Raw genomic sequence first — 19,481 nt, 5'->3', positions numbered from 1 at the left:
TATTTATTTTACGTTTCTATCTTTCCATTTATAACTTCCGAATTTACCCAGCCAACCTGCAATAACCGTATAGAGAATATGGGAAGGCTGCATCAAAGGAAATAACCATAACAGCGTTTGTTTATTAAAGAATTTTGCAACAGGAAATAAAAAAAATAGTTCTGTAATTATTTTTAAAAACAGTAAAAACAACCATGCACCAAAAGTTGAATATTGAATGTTGAACATTGAATATTGAATATTCATTATCAAAGCCAAAATTGGTAATATCACCAACAACATGTTAAAAAAATAAACCACCAACAACACCCCAAAAATTCTTTTATCATCGTATTTATCCGCCTTGCTTGCCCATCGGATGCGTTGGTTAAAAAACTCTGCAATAGTTTTTACAGGTGCGGTATGTACAATTACGTCCTTGCTTTTTAAATAGGCTATACCATAAGGATATTGTTTATAAATTTTATGCATCAGCAGCATATCATCGCCGCTGGCGATATTATCAACACCTGAAAAACCATTTACTTGTACAAATGCTTTTTTGGTGTAAGCCAAATTTGCACCATTACACATGCTGTGCATTTTTTTATATACTGCTGCGCCGGTTATTCCCTGCAGCGTCATAAAATCTACCGCTTGGAACATTTCTATAAATCGAAAACTGCAATCAATTGCAACAGGCATTACAATAAACTCCGTTTTTTTTTCCTGATAAAATGCAGCAATAGTTTGCAACCAGTTTTGCGGTACAAAACAATCGGCATCGGTTGTAACTATTAAATCACCTGTTGATTGCTGTACAGCAATTTCAATAGCTTTCTTTTTGTAAGAATTTATTGCTGCAGGCGCAACAAAATCTTTTAAAGAAATGAGTTTTACATTTTGTGATGCGTAACTTAAAATTATTTCGGTGGTGGTATCGGTAGAGTGATCGTCAACTACCAATACTTCAAATAAATGTTTGGGGTAAGATTGGTTAACTATGGAATCAAGGCAATTTTTTATATTTTCCGCTTCGTTACGGGCTGGGATGACGATTGATATTTTTGTGGTTGGTTGAAAATCTGAAATTGAAAATTTATAATCAGAGATTGACATCCAGCTTTGACGGTAGTAAATAATAAGTGAAAAATAAATGCCGAATAATATTATTGAAATGAAGACTAAAGCCTGTTGCATATTGGTATGCCGTATCCCGCCAACTGCGGAACCGGTTACACAAAAATAAATTTTTACGGGTCAAAATAATTATTATCTTTGTTTAGTTGCATAAACAACTATATGCCCAACAACCAATTTAAAAAAGGCGAACTCTACAGCTTTATTACCGGCAAGGCAAGCACTGCAATTGGGCGGCGTTTGCAAAAAAATTTTAAGCAGGCTAATATTGAAATAACGATTGAGCAATGGAGTGTGTTATATCATTTATGGAAAACTGATGGCATGAGCCAGCAGCAATTATGCGATTTTACATTTAGAGATAAACCCAGTATTACAAGACTGGTGGATAACCTGGAGAAAATAAAATTAGTAAAGAGAAATGCATCGAAAGAAGACAGGCGGATAAATATGATTGTGTTAACCGATGAAGGAAGAGAGCTGGAAGAAAAATGTATGGAAGTTGCTAATACCACTTTAAACGAAGCTTTGCAGGGTGTTACCAATGGGCAAATTGAAATAGCGAAGGAAGTTTTGCAGATGGTGTATGATAACCTTGCCCCCTAAATCCCCCGAAGGGGGACTTGACCTTAGCGAAGATTGAAATGTAAAAAGAGCTATAAATAATAACACTCTAGTTCCCCTTTAGGGGTTAGGGTTTTAAAACAAATTTTATGAATACAACAACTTCAACCACTACACTCCTTAAAGGCGGCGAATGGTTAATTAAAGAAAGCAATGCTTTTGAAACTTTTACTCCCGAAGATTTTAACGAGGAGCAACTGATGGTAAAAGATATGTGCCTGCAGTTTTTAAATTCGGAAGTGCTGCCCATTGTGGACAGGATTGATAAAATGGAAGCAGGCCTGATGCCATCACTAATGGTAAAAGCAGGTGAGCAGGGTTTATTGGGTGCAAGTGTGCCCGAGGCTTTGGGCGGACTTGGAAAAGATTTTATTACTTCTACTTTAGTAAATGAAGGCCTTGGCGGTGGTTTTTCTTTTAGTGTGGCTATTGCTGCACACACCGGTATTGGTACATTACCCATATTATATTTTGGCACAGAGGAACAAAAGAAAAAATACATTCCAAAATTGGCCAGCGGCGAATGGAAAGGTGCTTATGGACTAACGGAGCCGAACAGCGGCAGCGATGCATTAGGTGCAAAAACAACTGCAGTGCTTAGTGCCGATGGGAAAAATTATATTTTAAACGGGCAAAAATGCTGGATCACTAACGGAGGTTTTGCAGATGTTTATACGGTGTTTGCAAAAATTGACGGTGATAAATTTTCTACGTTTATTATAGAAAAAGGAATGGAAGGTTTTACGCAGGGCCCCGAAGAACATAAGATGGGTATTAAAGGATCTTCAACGGTGCAATTATATTTTCAGGATTGTAAAGTGCCGGTTGAAAATTTATTGGGAGAAATTGGTAAAGGCCACATTATTGCATTCAACATTTTAAACATTGGCCGGTTAAAATTATGTGCTGCTGCTTTGGGCGGCGCAAAAATGTCGGTAACAGATTCTATTGTATATGCAAAAACAAGAGAGCAATTTAAAACAGCCATTGCAAATTTCGGTGCTATAAAATATAAACTGGCAGAAATGGCTGTACGCATTTTTGCAAGTGAAAGCGCTTTGTACCGCACCAGCAAATGGGTTGATGATAAAGAAATTGAAATGCAAAATGCTGGTAAACCTTTTAACGAAGCGTTATTAGGAGCCGCAGAAGAATTTGCAGTAGAATGTGCTATTTTAAAAGTACATGGCAGCGAAGTGCTGGATTATGTTGTAGATGAAGGGGTACAAATACATGGGGGCAATGGTTTTAGTGATGAATACTCGGCCAGCCGAGGTTACAGGGACAGCCGCATTAATCGTATTTACGAAGGCACCAACGAAATTAACCGTTTGCTTACCGTTGATATGATTTTAAAAAGAGCCATGAAAGGTAAATTAGATTTAATGGGGCCAGCCATGGCTGTTAGTAAAGAGCTAATGAGTATTCCTGAATTTGGTAATGATGATGAAAGTGCATTTGCAGCTGAGCGCAAGACAATTGTAAATATGAAAAAATGTATTTTAATGGTTGCAGGTGCTGCTGTGCAAAAACTAATGATGAAGCTGAATGACGAACAGGAAATACTGATGAATATTGCTGATATGGCTATTGAAACTTTTGAAGCCGAAAGTACTTTGTTACGTGTAATAAAAATGGCAGATAAACAGGGCGATGCTCCTGCGCAACTACAAATTGATATGATGCGCTGTTATTTAAATGACGCAGCAGATAAAGTTAACAAAGCCGGTAAAGAAGCAATTAATGCTTTTGCCGGGGGCGATGAGCAACGCATGATGCTGCTGGGTTTAAAACGTTTTACAAAAACTGCACCTTTTAACAGCAAAGATGCCAGGAGAAGAATTGCAGATAAGATGATTGCAGAGAATAAATATCCTTGGTAATATTTTAATAACTGATTACTTTTTAGTCATTGCCTAAAGCAATGACTTTTTTTTAGCAAATAATTTTGCACTTATACTTTAATTTCTGTTTAACTTTCAGTAATGAAAATTACCCTTACATTTCTGCTTTTATGTACTGCATGTATTGCATATTCTCAAACAGTTGATAAGCCTTTTATAAAATTGGTGGAGCCCGGCAAAGAAAAAAATGCAGTGCGATCGTCACGTAATTTTTTAATTGGCAGTACCTGTAAAAGCTGCAACCTTACCATAAATGGCAATCCTGTAAAAGTTTTTGCTACGGGTGCATTTGCTTACGAAGTAAATTTACAACCTGGTGATACCGCATTTAATTTAATTGCATTTGCAACACCCGATAAATCTGTCAATAGAAAAATTATTTACAACTACACTTTACCTGCGCCGCCGGATACGGTTAAGGTTTTAGATATTGCCAGCATAGAAACTTTTCCCGAAGGAAATTTACTGCTGCAACCCGGCGATAAAATAAAATTCAGGATAAAAGCTTTAAAAGGATGCACAGTTATTGCAGGAAAAAATATTAAGCTGTACGAAATGCCGGTTGCAATGCCCGGTATTTACCAGGGGGAATATGTAATAAAAGAAACAGATAGCTTTTTGATGGAAAAAATTCCGGTTACCATTGCAGATTCAACAGGTAAGACTGTAACTAAGCAAACTAAAAATACCATCTCCATGTTTTCTCCTTTTAATCCAACTATTGCTGTTACAAAAGGAAGATTGGCACATTTACTTTTTGGTTTGGGAGAAGACAGATTGGGCGGCGCAAAAATTGGTTATGTAGATTCGATGGTGCAATTAAATATTGTGGGCAAGGTGGATACCAAATATAAAGTGCAGCTAACAAAATACCGTACGGCATTTATTGATGATGATTTAATAAAATTTTTACCTAAAGGAAATTTTACACCTGAATCGCTTACCAGTAGTTTAAGAGCCTACGGCGATTCGCTGTATGATTATGTTACGGTAGGTTTGTTTGCAAGATTACCTTATCAGTCTTTTCAATTAATTAAACCTTCAAAAATTGTGATAGATATTTTTGGTGCAACTAACAATACCAACTGGATAACTCAATTGGAAAATGTAAAAGAAATAAAAAATGTTTATTACGAACAAAACGCCGAAGATATTTTCAGGGTTACAATAGAATTAAAACATCCGCAGCATTGGGGCCATCAAATTTATTACCGTGGCAATAATTTAATTATAAAAATAAAAAGACAACCAGAAAATTTATCATTGAATAAATTAACCATTGCTGTTGATGCTGGCCATGGCGGCAGCAATACCGGCGCAGGTGGGCCAACTGGTTCATCAGAAAAAATGCTTACGCTTGCTGTGGCACTTAAGCTGCAAAAAACTTTAGAACAACAGGGTGCAAAAGTTATCATGAGCAGAACAACGGATAAATTTTTTGATAACAAAGAACGAATCCTATTTTACAGGGATAGTATGCCCGATCTGTTGATCAGTATACATTTAAATTCTGCTGGCGACCCGATTAGGGTTAGCGGCACCAGCACTTTTTACCGCTATATTGGTTTTAGAAATTTAAGCCACGATATTTATAAACGTATGCTGGAACTGGGATTGAAAGAATATGGCAACACCGGCAGTTTTAATTTTATGCTTAACAGCCCTATTGAATACCCCAATGCATTAGTAGAAACTTTATTCATCAGCAACCCCGAAGACGAAATGAAAATACTGGACGAAAATTTTCAACAGCAAATTGCAGATAAGATTGTATTGGGGGTAAAGGATTTTTTGGAAGGATGTAAGAACGCAGATAATTTGTAACAGTTTTGTTTGTAACAACTTTGTTTGCTGCATTTTTATTCTTATAAAATATAAAAAAATTGCAATGAGGAAAAACAATTTTGGAAAGATGAGGAATATGCATATTGCCTCTACCATATTATTATTATCTTCTTCTCTGCAATTAGCTGCACAAAAAAGTGAAATTGTTTACAGAGAAAAAAATGATTCCACTCAAAATTATTACATGGCTTTATTACCCGACTCAACATCAAAAGGCCTTTTATTAATTATTGGTGGTTTTTGTGCATCACCGGCCGTTGTAATTAACGAAACAACACTTCCCGTAACTGCATGCAAAGCAGGTTATACGGTAATAATTCCTGCTTTATATAATTGCGACAGTATTAACAGCAATGCAATTGCTCAAAAAAGATTGATTGAAATAATTCCGGAACTAATAAAAAAGTATAACATTCCTGCAAATAAATTTATTATTGGCGGGCAATCTATGGGTGGCCACCAGGCTTTATTTTATGCAGAACAGGCTTTTAAACTGAATGATAAAAATATCATTAAACCTGATTTGGTTTTTGGTGTTGACCCACCATTAAATATGAAACGTTTGTGGAATAGTTTTATACATTCGGTACAACTTAATTTTTCGGATGTTGCTGTTGCAGAAGCTACCGAACAATTAAGAAGGTTTAAAATTTTATATGGAGGAAGCCCATCACAGAACCCCAAAAAATACGAAGCCTTTTCATCTTACTTTGCCGATGCAAAAGACGGAGGTAATGCAAAATATTTAAAAAATGTTCCGGTAAGGCTTTATTGCGATCCGGATATTAGCTGGATAATTGAAAAGAGAAGAGGCAGTGCTGAATTTATGAATATGTCAGATTTATCAGGCTGCATTTCTCAACTTAAAATTTTAGGCAACAATAATGCTGAGTTTATAAATTGTTTAGGTAAAGGTTTTAAACCTGACGGCACAAGGCATCCACATTTTTTTTCTATGCTGGATGCAGATGAATTTGTGCTATGGGCAAATAAAATGTTTTATAAAAAATAAATATCATTTCAGCAACTCCAGTACCTTCTGCATTGCATCCTGGTTAAAATTATTTTTAAAAGATAACATGATATCTCTTTTCTCTCTTGCAGTTAAATGAAAATTAAGTGCGGCACCCTGTTCTTCTTTTTCGGGTACATACATAAACGTTATGCGGTGCAATACGGAATCTAATTCGTCGTGCATGTAACTGTATTTTTCAGTTTCAGAATAATCCTGCAGCTTGAACCAGTTATGCTGCAGCATAGTGGCAGGTTTAACTAATACATCTGTCATGCCAACACTTTCAAAAGGCTGTTGCCAGTTATCTTTTGTACGATCCCTCATTTGCAGAATTAATATACCGCCGGTGTTTTGTGTTAACCAGTCTTTAAAATTTTCTATAAAACGAAGACTGGTTTCCTGGCCAAAATTATCACGTAAGCCTGCATCCATCACATCAATAACGGGCAGGCTTGGCAGCCAAACATTGGGTAACACATAAGGGAAAGTTGCATTCATCCTCAATACCGTAAGTAACCGGATATTTTGCGGATCTTGTTTTGCGAACAGCGCATTAAAATCAACGGCATCGGGGCTTACAGAGGTATCATTTGCATACAGCAACGGCTTCATCATAAAGCTTAAAGGCTGCGATGCAATCATCATTTTTCTTCCATCACGGGAAATAGTACTGTTAAAAATTATCAGCGGAACTTTTGCTGCTTTTTCATCTGCCGCAAAATCTTTTATTTGAGTATTAAATAACCCGGCACTGTTTTCATTTAATTTTTGTTCAAAGGCATAACCCCTGTCTTTTACATATTTATAATTGCCTACTGTAAATTTTTGTGCAGGAGAAAAAATATCTCTTGCCAGCATAGATGAAAAAACGGGGTTCAACAGATCTTCGGCAATATTATTGGTTAAGTTGGGATGATGCAGGTTTTGTTTTATAGCAGCAGTTAAATTATTTCGGTACAACTCACGGTAATAGGTGGCCGCAAGCATACCGCCACTGGCACCACTTATGAGCATGGTGTGCTGCATTAATTTTCCATTGGTAATACTGTCTAACTGCTGCAGCGTATTCATTACAAAAGTGCCGCTGCGTAAACCGCCGCCGCTAACATTAATAAAAATCATTACCGGCTTTGGGCTGGTTTGTTTCTTTTTCCAGTTTTCTAAAACTTCAAGCATAACGGCTTTATCTGCAGCAATTTTACCTGGGGTACATAATTGCAATAATGATTGTTTACCATAAACCGGCCTTTCATCTTTATTGGTATAATTTAAACCGTATGCTTTGTTGCGGGGGTCAATAATATCGTTTTCGTATAAAATATCTACAAAAAAAATAAGTACAATCATAAAAGGTAAACTCCAGCTTTGTAAAAAATAAGTAAGGGCACCAATAAAAGCCGTCATTACTGCAAAAAAAATAAAAATACTTGCGGCTGCCGGTACCTGAAAAATTTTACCATCTAAAAAAAAGCCAATGACAGCTAAAAAAATAAAAGCCAGTACAATACTTATTATTGCAGAAATATGATGGCGCTTAAATATCATATCCAAAAAATCCTGGCTGTAGTGCGATACGTTCCTCGCTTTTCTAAGACGAAATCTTCCCGTAAAATAATAACCCACCTTCATTCCAAATCCTTCTTTTTGCGGATTTTCGGTAGGATTATATGACTGGTTAAATTCTTTTGGATTGCCGATAATGGGAACAATACTCCGGAGTATTGTTTTTTCGGCACCAAAAAAATATGCAAATGAAACGGCGAGCAATAGAATAAAACCACCAAGCATGCCGGCTATAACTATGGCAATTTCTCCCGCATTCATCAACTCTTTATTTTGATTAAAAGGTATTAATCTTATAAGATAAAATATAATAAATAACAGTGGCAGTACTGCATTATTAATGCAATATTTTAAAAATGGTTTTGATGTGGTGGCTAAAAATTTACAGCGTTTGCTGTGCAGAATAAAAGTGGTAATATTCCAGCTCATCATAAAAACACCCATAGCAATACCCACAATTGCAGCACCCAATGCATTTACATTACCTAAATATTCCGGTGCAAAAAATAAGGCATCGGCGCCAAAGTTTTTCATAAAGCCGCTGTTGATAGTGCTGCCCAGCACATACCAAAACACCAGCAACACCTGGTATTTTCTAAAATGAAGAATAAAAAGTTGTACAGGGAAAGAATAAAAAATATTATTCAACAACTGTTTCATATATGAGGCAGTTTTTAAATGTACTGAAAAACAAACGCACCAGTAAACAGGTTTGTTGTTATCGTATTAAAAAATAATTCTTTAATAATTATATCAGCTTGTCCGGTGTAATGGGCAATTGCCGAATTCTTTTTCCAGTAGCATTAAATACTGCATTAGCAATAGCTGCAGCTGAGCCAATTAATCCCACTTCGCCCAAACCTTTGGAGCCCATAGCATTTAAATACGGGTCGGGTTTGTTTACGAAAGTCACATCAATTTCGGGTACATCTGCATTAACAGGAATGTGATAGCCTGCAAAATCGTTGGCAATTATTCTTCCATAACGATGATCAATTTGCTGCTCTTCCATTAATGCATGGCCAATACCCCAAACCACCGCACCTTTTATTTGACTGGCAGCAGTCTTTTCACTTACAATTTTTCCTGCATCAACACAACTAACAAAACGTTTTACACGTACCACACCTGTATATGCATGTACATGCACTTCGGCAAAATGCACTGCATAGGAATTAAAAGAATATTTTTTACTTTCATCGCCGCTTTCAGAAGCTTGGGTAATATCAATTTCGGTTACATTTTTGTTACGCAGCAATTGTGTGTAAGAAATTATAACAGATGGATTATTTTTTAAAGAAAGATTTTCATCTTTAAAAATTACGTCTTCAAATTTTACTTCCTTAAAACTGGTTTCTGTTTCAGTTGCTATGGTAAACAATTTTTTTGCAATCGCTACGCAAACATCATTAACAGCAGAGCCTACCGACGCTAAAGTAAAACTTCCGCCCTGCGCAGGCGCATCGGGTAAAGTGGAATTACCTAACTGAAATTTTATTTTTTCTTTGGCAATACCTAAAACATTATTTGCAATGGCCACCATTGCTGTTGCAGTACCAGGGCCCATATCGCTGGTAGCACTTTGCAGTAATAAATTTCCATTGCTGTCTAATTTACCTCTTGCACTTGCTTTTAAACGCCATGCACCCCATGTGCCCACGCCCATGCCATAACCCACCCACCAATCGCCATTTTTTGTACTTCGTGGTTCCTGCTTTCTTTTTTCCCAACCAAATTTTGTGGCGGCTGTTTGATAACACTCTTTTAAAAAATTACTCGACCAGGGCAAGCCACTGTCAATATCTTTTTCGGCATAATTTTTTAACCGCAATGCTACCGGATCCATTTTTAATGCATGCGCCAGTTCATCCATTGCAGATTCTAATGCAAAAGAACCGGTGGCTTCTCCCGGTGCCCTCATCCAAATGGGTGTAGCAAGATTTAAGGAAAGGGTTTTATATTTTGTTTGCAGGTTAGTAAAATTGTAAAGTGTTCTGGTAATGCCGGTACTGTTTTCGCCAAACGCTTCGTAAGCAGAAGTATTGGTGATGGCTTCGTGAACTGCACCAGTAATTGTTCCATCTGCAGCTGCACCCATGGCCACCCTTTGCCATGCCTGCGGACGGTAGCCCACCATAGTAAAAGCCTGTGGTCTTGTAATAGTCACTTTAACCGGGCGGCCTAATTTTTTTGCGGCAATAATCGCCGCAAATGTATGTGGCCACACTCTAAGGCCACTGCCAAAACCGCCGCCAATAAACTCCGCCTGTATTTTTACATTTTCTTTTTTAAGATTAAAGGCATTTGCAATAGTACCCTGCACATCTTTCACTGCATGGTTTTTATCATACACGGTCAGTTTATCATCGCCTTCCCACACAGCAATGCTGGCATGCATTTCTATAGTGCTGTGTACTTCTACTGGTTGTGCATATTCCTGCTCAATTTTTATGGTGCCGTTTTTCCATGCATTGGCATCGCCTCTTGTTTTATCTTCTTCGTATTTTGTAGTTTTTTCTTTTTCAACTGCTGCAGTAAAGTTGGTAACGTGTGCTGCTTTGCTGTAAGTAATTTTTACAAGCCCTGCTGCATATTGCGCCTGCTCTAAATGACCGGCTACAACTAACGCCACTGGCTGGCCGTTACTAAATATTTCATTGCTGTAAAAGATGCGTAAGCCCAGTTGTGCTTCTTTGGCTTTCTTTTCATCACTAAACTTTTCAAGGGCAATAGTATTTTCGTGGGTGATAATATCAATTACACCGGGGGCATTTTTTGCTTCTTTTACATCTATTGATTGTATTGTTCCCTTTGCAATAGTGCTGCCCACCAATACGCCGTACACCAAATTTTCAATTACATATTCTGCAGCAAACTTTGCAGTGCCGGTAACTTTTTGTTTGCCATCAACCCTGTCATCGGCTGTTGGCGTATGTAAATTATCATTATCAAAAAAGCCCATGGTAATTTTTTTAGAGATTAATAATTTTATGCCATTGCATTTTTCAATGCCAGCTCAATACCATTCTGCAGCATTTTTATTTTAAAACCATTGTGTTGTAAAGGCTTTGCGTTTTTAATGGCAATTGCTGCAGCCTGTTTAAATATTTCTTCGGATGGTGTTTTACCTGTTAAAAATTGTTCTGCTTCATACAAACGCCAGGGCTTGTGAGCTACGCCGCCTGCTGCAATTGTTGCAGCTTTAATTTTTCCACCTTCAATATACAAACCAACTGCAACAGAAACCAGTGCGAATGCATAAGAAGCCCTGTCACGTATTTTTAGGTAATGAAAATTTTTATTGAAATTATTTTTAGGGATAACAATTTTTGTAATTAAACTTCCTTTTGCAAGGTTGTTATCTTTATCGGGTGTGTTGCCCGGCAGGCGGTGAAAATCTTTAAAAGGAATACTGCTTTCTTTGACATCGGTTTGTACCACAACTTTTGCATCTAATGCAGCCAGTGCAATACAAAAATCGCTGGGGTGAACTGCTACACAATTTTCGGATGCACCAAAAATTGCCGACATCCTGTTTAATCCTTCCTTAGCACCACAACCACTTCCCGGCTGCCTTTTATTGCAGGGCATAGCAACATCATAAAAATAAGGACATCTTGTTCTTTGTAAAATATTACCACTGGCGGTGGCCATATTTCTTATTTGCGCCGAAGCGCCAGCCAGCAATGCTTTTGCAACTAAAGGATAATTATTAATAATTTCTGCATGCTCTGCAACAAAACTATTTAATGCTAATGCGCCAATACTAATGCTGGCAGTATCTGTCTTAATTTCTTTTATAGCAATTTGATTAATATCAATAACGTTGCCGGGCAAAGCAATTTCTTTCTTCATCAGATCCAACAGGTTAGTACCTCCTGCAATAAATTGTGACGCTGCATTTTTTTTGTAGCCTGTTTGTGCAGTTTTTATATCCGCCGCTTTTAAAAATATAAATGGTTTCATTGTGCAACTTCTTTTATAGCGTTAGCAATTCCGTTGTAAGCACCGCAGCGGCAAAGGTTGCCACTCATAAATTCTTTTATTTCTTCTTCATTTTTAGCATGACCTTCCGCAATACATGCCACCGCCGACATTATTTGCCCCGGTGTGCAGTAGCCGCACTGAAAACCATCGCATTTAATAAATGCTTTTTGCATCGGGTGCAGTTCATCTCCATTAGCCAGGCCTTCTATTGTAGTAATTTTATTTCCGTTTTGCATTACAGCTAATGTTAAGCAGGCGTTTATTCTTTTACCATTTATATGTACAGTACATGCGCCGCATTGCCCGTGATCGCAACCTTTTTTTGTGCCGGTTAAATGCAATTCCTCTCTTAATAAATCCAGCAATGTTGTTCGGGTATCTACTTTAAATTTTTTTTGTACGCCATTAATTTCAATTGATAAAGGCATTTGCTCCAGCTGGTAAGCATATTTTTCATCCAGCCTTTGTTTAGCAGCAGTATCTATCGCAGCAGGTATAACAGCTACAGCAGTTAGTGCTGCAGATTTTTTTAAAAAATCACGGCGGGAAGAACCGACCGGCAATTCTTTTTCTTCTCGATTAATCATACAAGGAGGTTAAGAGAATAAATAAAAGATTATCTCTTTCAAATATACAAATTTGATTTGCTAAAAAGCATTACTATTTTGTAACAGGAAAATTTAGCTGGTAAATATTTTTAAACCTACTTGCTGCCTGGTTTTATTTGCAGTAAAACCGCAACAGTTTGGGTAAGGGCTAATGCAGCAAGTAATAAATGAATGGGTTGTGCTACGGCAGGCATGTTGGCATAAAATAAAACTACACCTGTTATCATACTGAGCACAATAATTGCAGCCAGTACAAATATTTTATTTTTTATCGCCTGGATATTTCTGCAATGCCAGGCTATAAACAAAGCACTTACTAAAATCAGCCACGAAAAACTGCGGTGAATTAAAAATGCTACCGGACTTTGTGCCAGCCAGGTTTCTCTTTGTTCGTAATGCAGTGTTTTTGAAACATCATCAACATACATGCGTACCATTGTGCCCAATACACTTTGGCAAAACAAGAGTATTAAAAAAATAAATAGTAATTGTCTTACTTTATTGTCAACTCGTATTGAAAATAATTTTTTATTAAGAGAAAGTAATAACGCCAGTTGAACCTGCACTAATATTATTGCAAATAATAAATGAACAGAAATGCTTGCATGAGCAAGGTTTAATTTTACTACAACTGCGCCAAACAAACCGGTAAGTATTACAGTAACTAAAAAAGCAATGGCTAATTTGTAAGGCTTATTAAACTCTTTTCTTTTAAAAAATAACATTGCAAACTGAACCAGTCCAAAAAAACCTAAAAGCACTCCCAATAAACGGTTGATATATTCTATCCAGGTGTGCAGTGCATTAAAAGTGTGATCAATATCCTGTTTGCGTAAATATTTTTCAAAGTCGGCAGGCAGTTCGCTGGCATTGGTAGGCGGTATCCATTTGCCAAAACATTTTGGCCAGTCGGGGCAGCCCATACCGCTTTGTGTAGTGCGTACTACGCCACCGGCAATTATTACTAAAAAACAAAGAATAAAAGTGGCGAGTGCCCAGCGTTTGATATTACTCATAAATAGATGCCACAAATTTACTGCAGTAAAAATTGTTATCGGTAAACAATTAGTTTTTTATTCTTTTAGCAGATATTTGTTTAACAAAGATGCTGTTATCCCACTATCAAACTAAACTTACCGAAGCCGGCCTTGACGAAGCCGGACGTGGTTGCTATGCCGGGCCTGTGTTTGCGGCTGCAGTAATTTTACCTGCCGATTTTTTTCATCCTTTATTAAACGACAGTAAACAGCTTAAAGAAAAAGAAAGGGATTTGTTAAGGCCCGTAATTGAAAAAGAGAGTATTGCCTTTGCTGTAGCCTCAATTGATAATAATGAGATTGACAAGATAAATATTTTACAGGCAAGTTTTAAAGCCATGCATCTTTCTTTAGATAATTTAACAACAGTGCCGGAGTTTTTATTAATTGATGGCAACCGTTTTAAATCCTACAAAAAAATAAATCATCAGTGTATAATTAAAGGCGATGGTAAATATGCATCTATTGCAGCCGCAAGTATTTTAGCAAAAACCTACCGGGATGAATTTATGCAACAAGCCCATACCGCATTTCCTTTTTACGGCTGGGATAAAAATAAAGGCTACGGTACAGCGTTACACCGAAAGGCTATTGATGAAAATGGATTATGTGTACTGCACCGTAAAAGTTTTAATATTTTGCCCTACTCAAAAGAACAGGTAACGCTGTTATAATAAATACACCGGAGAATTAAAATACTATCCTAATAATTTTTTCGTTACTACCAGATAAAAATAATTTTATCTCCCATTAAACTTTTATTATCACCCACCGTCTATGTATGTATAAAACGTATTTATTCACCTTTATTTAAAAACTTAAAACAAATTTTATGAAAGCAACAGTATTAGCCGCAGCAGTAGTATTAGGTGCATTTTTTACAAGTGCAACTGCACAGGTAAAACCAAGTACAAAAAGCCAGCACCACCGCATTAAGCAAGGTGTAAAAAGTGGCGAGTTAACCAAAGCAGAAACAAAAAATTTGGTAAAAGATCAAAGAGAAATTCGCCAGGATGTAAAAGCTGCAAAAGCTGATGGTACAGTAACCGGCGCCGAAAGAAAAGACATTCGCCAGGATAAAAGACAGGCCAGCCGTAAAATCTACCGCAAAAAACACAATAAAAGAGATAGAAATTAATTTTTACCAGCTCAGATAGATAGAAAAAAAATTCCACCGTACAAAGTGGGATTTTTTTTATGCTTCCCACTCACCCAAACCCTGGCGTATAATTTCCCAGTTATCTGTTGTGCAATCCACAACAGTAGAACCTATCATGCCGCCACTGCCACCATCAATTACAAAATCAACCATGGCGCCAAATTTTTCCTGCATCACTTCGGGGTCTGTAAATTCTTCCACCATATCGCCGGGTAGCGAAGCACTTAAAATTGGGTTACCCAATGCATCTAAAATATGGCGGCAAATATTATTATCCGGTATCCTTAAACCCACAGTGCTTTTTTTACTCTGTAAAATTTTAGGTACCTGCTTACTGGCAGGTAAAATAAAAGTATAGGGGCCGGGCAAATAATTTTTAAGCATGCGGTAAAGCGGTGTATCAATACTTTTTGTGTAATCGCTAAGGTGGCTTAAATCCCTGCAAATAAAACTCAGCTGTGCCTTTTGCGGATCAATATTTTTTATTTTGCAAATCCGCTCTACGGCTTTGTGCTGCATAATATCGCAGCCCAGCCCGTAAATAGTATCGGTGGGATAAATAATTACGCCACCATCTTTAAGGCATTCGGCAACCTGCTTTATTAATCTAGGTTGCGGATCATCAGGATGTATTTGTATAAGCATATGCCCCTATCCCCTGAAGGGGACTGATTATGTTTTATTAAAATTTTGTTAAGCCTTATCGTTTCTTATACTAAAATTATAGAAAGATTTAAAGTCAGTAATAGTTATTTATTAATCAATATTATTTAATCTTCTTTATTGTTCTGCTTATACCTCCCTTTTGGGGAGGATAGGAGGGGCTTTTTATAAATTTACTGCCAATCATCTTATATTAATCTATTACTTTTGCACTTAAAATTATTTTACCCAAACATCTAACACTAACATTTAATTTATGGCACTTATTACCGTTGGCACCATGGCTTTTGATGCCATTGAAACCCCTTTTGGAAAAATAGATAAAATTGTTGGCGGCTCAGCAACTTATGTAGCTTATGCAGCCTGCAATTTTGTTACCCCTATACAGCAGATATCTATTGTAGGGTACGATTTTCCGCAGGAGGAAATGGACGAAATGAAAAGCCGTGGCATACAATTAGACGGTGTGGAAATTGTACCGGATAAAAAATCTTTTTTCTGGAGCGGTAAATATCATATTGATATGAACACCCGTGATACGCTGGTAACAGATTTAAATGTACTGGCCGATTTTAACCCTGTTGTTCCTGAAAGTTTTCAGGGAGCAGAGTTTTTAATGCTGGGCAACCTGATGCCTAAGTTACAAATGAGTGTGATTGACCAGTTAAGGGTGAGGCCTAAATTAATTGTAATGGACACCATGAATTTTTGGATGGATATTGCGATGGATGATTTAAAAGCAGTGTTGAAAAAAATTGATGTGCTTTTAGTAAACGATGGTGAGGCAAGGCAACTTAGCGGCGAATTATCTTTAGTAAAAGCAGCCCGTGAAATATTAAAGATGGGCCCTAAATATTTAATTATAAAAAAAGGTGAGCATGGTGCTTTGCTGTTTCACGAAAATCATGTGTTCTTCGCCCCGGCCCTGCCGTTAGAAGAAGTATTTGACCCCACCGGCGCAGGAGATACTTTTGCAGGAGGTTTTATTGGCCACCTTGCAAAAACAAAAGACATTAGTTTCGACAATATGAAAACTGCTATTATTATCGGCAGTGCTATGGCAAGTTTTTGTGTAGAAAAATTTGGCCCCGAAAGATTAAAAGAAATTACTAAAGAAGATATTGATACCAGGTTAAGTGAGTTTGTACAATTGGTAAATTTTGACATTGATTTGGTGTAACACATTATCAATACAAAAGTGAATTAAAGTATTTTAAACAAAAAATATGCTGGAAATAATTGCATTAATATTTATTGCAAAAGACATTAATAAAATAGCTATTCAAAAAGGTCTTAAGCCACTTGCATGGAAAATTTATGCCATTGCCTGCTGGTTTGTTTTAGAAATTATTGGTATTGCACTAGGGGTATTTGTTTTTAAACAAGTTGATCTTATTGAATTAATGTTTTTAGGATTGGTTTTTGCATTTGGAGGTTTTTTAATAATCCGTGCAATTTTATCAAATAAACCCGATAATACTTCCAGTGAAGATATTAACAGGATTGGTGTAGATGATTTAAGACCTTAAATTTATTCCCTATAAAATATTTTTCTTCTCTATGATAAAAAAAAATATTTTGCTGCTGGTATTAATTACTGTGTTTTGTAATTGCAGCTATGCACAACTTCGTATAGACAGTTTAGTTAACCAGTTAGGCGAAAAATATCCGCAGGAAAAAATTTACCTGCACCTGGATAAAAGTTATTATAATGCCGGCGAAACAATCTGGTTTAAAGCTTACTTAGCCGCTGATAACTTAATTAAACCATTAAGTAAAACGGTATATGCAGAGTTAATTGATGACAAAGGTTTTATTCTTCAAAAAAAAATAATGCCGGTTTATGCATCAGGCGCTGCCAGTAATTTTGATTTACCCGATACAATAAATTCTCCAAAACTATACATCAGGGCTTACACTTCGTGGATGCTGAATTTTGATTCTACTTTATTGTATGTAAAGCCGGTTCAAATAATTTCTTCTTCTGCTGCTGCAAAAAAATTACCGTCGCCAGTGGTTACATACAGTTTAACTCTTTTTCCTGAAGGGGGCGATATGGTGGAAGATATTGGTTGCCGCATTGCATTTAAAGCCACCGATCAGGAAGGTATTCCATTTTTTGTTAGCGGTAATATTGTAAACGAAAGTGGAAAAAAAATTAACTCTTTTACTGCTGCACATGATGGCATGGGCTTTTTTTTAATTATGCCTGTTGCAGGAGAAAAGTATAAAGCCATTTGGAAAGATAAAAAAGGGGTGCAGCATGAAACTGCTTTACCAGAAGCAAAAAAACAAAGTGTGTCGCTAAGCATTAGCAATACAACCGATACCATGCGTTATACTTTAAAGCGGCCACAAAATGCTGATGAAGTTTTTACTGCTTACACTGTAGTTGCGCAAATGCAGCACCAAATGATGTACAGTGCAAAAATAAATATGAAGAACAGAACAGAAGTTACTGCACCTATAGCAACCGAAAGTTTTGGCGACGGTGTTTTACAACTCACTGTTTTTAATGCCGCACAAATACCTGTTGCAGAACGGTTGGTATTTATAAATCATAACAATTATTATTTTGCTACCGACCTGCATGCGGTAGAAAAAAATATTACTAAACATGGCCACAACGCTTTGCAAATAGATGTTGGCGATACGTTACTCAGCAATTTATCCATTGCAGTTACAGATGCAGGCATTAACCCCATAACCGAGAATGAAGAAAATATTTTTTCAAATTTATTAGTTACCAGCGATTTAAAAGGCTACGTTTATAACCCTGCTTATTATTTTTCAAATGATGCAGATTCTGTAAAGCAACATTTGGATTTAGTGATGATGACCAATGGCTGGAGAAGATTTAAATGGGAAAATTTATTAGCGAAACAATGGCCTAAATTAAATTTTCCGGTAGATAATTATATTTCATTAAGAGGAAATATTTATGGTTTATCTAAAACCCAGCTTGCCGGAAAAGATTTAACAGCTTTGATTAAAACCAAAAATAAGAACAGTGAATTTTTGAGTATCCCCATTACTGCCGACGGGCAATTCAGGATAACAGGCATGTATTTGTTTGATACAGCAAAATTGTATTATCAAATTAATAATGATAAAGACAAAAAATTAACTTCAAGCGCCAGCTTTAAATTTGTAAATGAAATTGCGGCGGCTGCTTCGCCTTCTTCAAATTTACTTTCGTCGCTTTATTTTAATTTAAAAAGAGATAGTTCTTATTTGCAAAAAAACGCAAAGCTGGCAGCATTGCAGCGTTCGTTTTTAGAAAGTAATAAAACAAAAACATTAGATGCAGTAAGAGTTGTGGGCAAAACAAAATCGTTAAAACAAAAATTAGAAGAAGAATATACCTCCGGTTTTTTTGCCGGTGGCGATGGCTATACATTTGCGGTAGATGATGATCCGTTTGCAAAAACCGCCATTAGTATATTGGATTATTTAAGAGGCAAAGTTGCAGGTTTACAAATTGGCAGCGATGGCCAAAGCGCTACCTGGCGTGGCAGCAGCACCAGTATTTTTTTAGATGAAAATAATACTGATATTAGTTTGCTGCAATCGATACCAATGAGTAATGTGGCTTTAATAAAAGTTTTTCGTCCCCCGTTTTTTGGAGCATCAGGTGGTGGTGCCGGTGGTGCCATTGCAATTTATACAAAAAAGGGTGCCGATAATTCTGCTGTAAAAGGGTTGGACTTTACCAATATTTATGGTTACTCTGCCATTAAAGAATTTTACATGCCCGACTATGAAAAAACTACCACTCCAGATTTGCCCGACTACCGCAGCACACTTTACTGGAGCCCGTTTTTAATATTTGATAAAAAAACAAGGCGCATAAAAATTCCTTTTTATAACAGCGATAACTGTAAAAAAATAAGAGTGGTAATAGAAGGCATTAATCAGTTTGGACAGTTAACCAGAGAAGAAAAATTATTTGAATAG

General features: G+C 36.7%; 16 protein-coding genes. 9 read left to right on the top strand and 7 right to left on the bottom strand.

What is annotated here, in order from left to right; genetic code table 11:
- Window positions 1-3 precede the first annotated feature (3 nt).
- Window positions 4-1,098, bottom strand: coding sequence for a glycosyltransferase (locus tag ACY651_RS17840; protein WP_462254859.1), 1,095 nt, complete (start codon window positions 1,096-1,098; stop codon window positions 4-6).
- A gap of 183 nt (window positions 1,099-1,281) precedes the next feature.
- Here ACY651_RS17840 and ACY651_RS17835 point away from each other — a divergent pair, with 183 nt between their 5' ends.
- From ACY651_RS17835 to ACY651_RS17820, 4 genes are all read left to right on the top strand, one after another.
- Window positions 1,282-1,725: a MarR family winged helix-turn-helix transcriptional regulator gene (locus ACY651_RS17835; RefSeq protein ID WP_462254858.1), complete on the top strand. Its 444-nt coding sequence runs from the start codon at window positions 1,282-1,284 to the stop codon at window positions 1,723-1,725.
- Between the two features lie 107 nt (window positions 1,726-1,832).
- On the top strand, window positions 1,833-3,626 hold the full coding sequence (locus ACY651_RS17830) for an acyl-CoA dehydrogenase family protein (protein ID WP_462254857.1): 1,794 nt from the start codon (window positions 1,833-1,835) through the stop codon (window positions 3,624-3,626).
- 102 nt (window positions 3,627-3,728) lie between these two features.
- Window positions 3,729-5,471, top strand: a complete 1,743-nt coding sequence (locus tag ACY651_RS17825) for an N-acetylmuramoyl-L-alanine amidase (RefSeq protein WP_462254856.1) — start codon at window positions 3,729-3,731, stop codon at window positions 5,469-5,471.
- Between the two features lie 64 nt (window positions 5,472-5,535).
- The gene (locus tag ACY651_RS17820; protein ID WP_462254855.1) at window positions 5,536-6,504 is read left to right on the top strand and encodes a hypothetical protein; all 969 of its coding nucleotides are present in this window, start codon (window positions 5,536-5,538) and stop codon (window positions 6,502-6,504) included.
- Window positions 6,505-6,507: 3 nt separating this feature from the next.
- Here the strand turns inward: ACY651_RS17820 and ACY651_RS17815 are convergent, their stop codons facing one another.
- The 5 genes from ACY651_RS17815 to ACY651_RS17795 form a co-directional block, all read right to left on the bottom strand.
- Complete coding sequence (locus tag ACY651_RS17815) at window positions 6,508-8,730, bottom strand: hypothetical protein (RefSeq protein WP_462254854.1); 2,223 nt, start codon at window positions 8,728-8,730, stop codon at window positions 6,508-6,510.
- Window positions 8,731-8,818: 88 nt separating this feature from the next.
- Window positions 8,819-11,032, bottom strand: a complete 2,214-nt coding sequence (locus ACY651_RS17810; protein WP_462254853.1) for a xanthine dehydrogenase family protein molybdopterin-binding subunit — start codon at window positions 11,030-11,032, stop codon at window positions 8,819-8,821.
- A gap of 26 nt (window positions 11,033-11,058) precedes the next feature.
- Window positions 11,059-12,036 carry an FAD binding domain-containing protein gene (locus ACY651_RS17805; protein ID WP_462254852.1) on the bottom strand — a complete coding sequence of 326 codons (978 nt, stop codon included), beginning with the start codon at window positions 12,034-12,036 and terminating at the stop codon, window positions 11,059-11,061.
- Window positions 12,033-12,644, bottom strand: a complete 612-nt coding sequence (locus tag ACY651_RS17800; RefSeq protein WP_462254851.1) for a 2Fe-2S iron-sulfur cluster-binding protein — start codon at window positions 12,642-12,644, stop codon at window positions 12,033-12,035. The genes ACY651_RS17805 and ACY651_RS17800 overlap by 4 nt, the downstream gene beginning before the upstream one ends.
- 116 nt (window positions 12,645-12,760) lie before the next feature.
- Entirely contained in the window at window positions 12,761-13,681 is a 921-nt protein-coding gene (locus ACY651_RS17795; RefSeq protein WP_462254850.1) for a COX15/CtaA family protein, read from the bottom strand.
- Between the two features lie 89 nt (window positions 13,682-13,770).
- Here ACY651_RS17795 and ACY651_RS17790 point away from each other — a divergent pair, with 89 nt between their 5' ends.
- Both ACY651_RS17790 and ACY651_RS17785 read left to right on the top strand, forming a co-directional pair.
- Window positions 13,771-14,376 (top strand): ribonuclease HII, encoded by a 606-nt coding sequence (locus ACY651_RS17790; RefSeq protein ID WP_462254848.1) that lies wholly within the window; start codon window positions 13,771-13,773, stop codon window positions 14,374-14,376.
- 158 nt (window positions 14,377-14,534) lie between these two features.
- The gene (locus ACY651_RS17785; RefSeq protein ID WP_462254847.1) at window positions 14,535-14,840 is read left to right on the top strand and encodes a hypothetical protein; all 306 of its coding nucleotides are present in this window, start codon (window positions 14,535-14,537) and stop codon (window positions 14,838-14,840) included.
- A 57-nt stretch (window positions 14,841-14,897) separates the two neighbouring features.
- Here ACY651_RS17785 and ACY651_RS17780 read toward each other — a convergent pair whose 3' ends face one another.
- Window positions 14,898-15,506, bottom strand: a complete 609-nt coding sequence (locus ACY651_RS17780; protein ID WP_462254846.1) for an L-threonylcarbamoyladenylate synthase — start codon at window positions 15,504-15,506, stop codon at window positions 14,898-14,900.
- A gap of 274 nt (window positions 15,507-15,780) precedes the next feature.
- Between ACY651_RS17780 and ACY651_RS17775 the strand changes: the two genes are divergently transcribed.
- From ACY651_RS17775 to ACY651_RS17765, 3 genes are read left to right on the top strand one after another with little or no spacing between them, the layout of a single operon-like run.
- Window positions 15,781-16,704 carry a PfkB family carbohydrate kinase gene (locus ACY651_RS17775; protein WP_462254845.1) on the top strand — a complete coding sequence of 308 codons (924 nt, stop codon included), beginning with the start codon at window positions 15,781-15,783 and terminating at the stop codon, window positions 16,702-16,704.
- A gap of 46 nt (window positions 16,705-16,750) precedes the next feature.
- Window positions 16,751-17,053 carry a hypothetical protein gene (locus tag ACY651_RS17770; RefSeq protein WP_462254844.1) on the top strand — a complete coding sequence of 101 codons (303 nt, stop codon included), beginning with the start codon at window positions 16,751-16,753 and terminating at the stop codon, window positions 17,051-17,053.
- A 31-nt stretch (window positions 17,054-17,084) separates the two neighbouring features.
- A complete protein-coding gene (locus ACY651_RS17765) occupies window positions 17,085-19,481 on the top strand; it encodes a hypothetical protein (protein ID WP_462254842.1) in 2,397 nt (798 codons plus the stop codon).

This window comes from Ferruginibacter sp., assembly GCF_031391665.1.
Lineage (GTDB): Bacteria > Bacteroidota > Bacteroidia > Chitinophagales > Chitinophagaceae > Ferruginibacter.
This window is presented reverse-complemented; position numbering and strand designations above follow the sequence as displayed.

Bases quoted from the DNA above. Each gene is read 5' to 3' on its own strand.
- ACY651_RS17765 (WP_462254842.1), top strand. From the start codon at position 17,085: ATGATAAAAAAAAATATTTTGCTGCTGGTATTAATTACTGTGTTTTGT.
- ACY651_RS17780 (WP_462254846.1), bottom strand. From the start codon at position 15,506: ATGCTTATACAAATACATCCTGATGATCCGCAACCTAGATTAATAAAG.
- ACY651_RS17800 (WP_462254851.1), bottom strand. From the start codon at position 12,644: ATGATTAATCGAGAAGAAAAAGAATTGCCGGTCGGTTCTTCCCGCCGT.
- ACY651_RS17795 (WP_462254850.1), bottom strand. From the start codon at position 13,681: ATGAGTAATATCAAACGCTGGGCACTCGCCACTTTTATTCTTTGTTTT.
- ACY651_RS17835 (WP_462254858.1), top strand. From the start codon at position 1,282: ATGCCCAACAACCAATTTAAAAAAGGCGAACTCTACAGCTTTATTACC.
- ACY651_RS17820 (WP_462254855.1), top strand. From the start codon at position 5,536: ATGAGGAAAAACAATTTTGGAAAGATGAGGAATATGCATATTGCCTCT.
- ACY651_RS17830 (WP_462254857.1), top strand. From the start codon at position 1,833: ATGAATACAACAACTTCAACCACTACACTCCTTAAAGGCGGCGAATGG.
- ACY651_RS17770 (WP_462254844.1), top strand. From the start codon at position 16,751: ATGCTGGAAATAATTGCATTAATATTTATTGCAAAAGACATTAATAAA.
- ACY651_RS17815 (WP_462254854.1), bottom strand. From the start codon at position 8,730: ATGAAACAGTTGTTGAATAATATTTTTTATTCTTTCCCTGTACAACTT.
- ACY651_RS17805 (WP_462254852.1), bottom strand. From the start codon at position 12,036: ATGAAACCATTTATATTTTTAAAAGCGGCGGATATAAAAACTGCACAA.
- ACY651_RS17825 (WP_462254856.1), top strand. From the start codon at position 3,729: ATGAAAATTACCCTTACATTTCTGCTTTTATGTACTGCATGTATTGCA.
- ACY651_RS17775 (WP_462254845.1), top strand. From the start codon at position 15,781: ATGGCACTTATTACCGTTGGCACCATGGCTTTTGATGCCATTGAAACC.
- ACY651_RS17785 (WP_462254847.1), top strand. From the start codon at position 14,535: ATGAAAGCAACAGTATTAGCCGCAGCAGTAGTATTAGGTGCATTTTTT.
- ACY651_RS17810 (WP_462254853.1), bottom strand. From the start codon at position 11,032: ATGGGCTTTTTTGATAATGATAATTTACATACGCCAACAGCCGATGAC.
- ACY651_RS17840 (WP_462254859.1), bottom strand. From the start codon at position 1,098: ATGTCAATCTCTGATTATAAATTTTCAATTTCAGATTTTCAACCAACC.
- ACY651_RS17790 (WP_462254848.1), top strand. From the start codon at position 13,771: ATGCTGTTATCCCACTATCAAACTAAACTTACCGAAGCCGGCCTTGAC.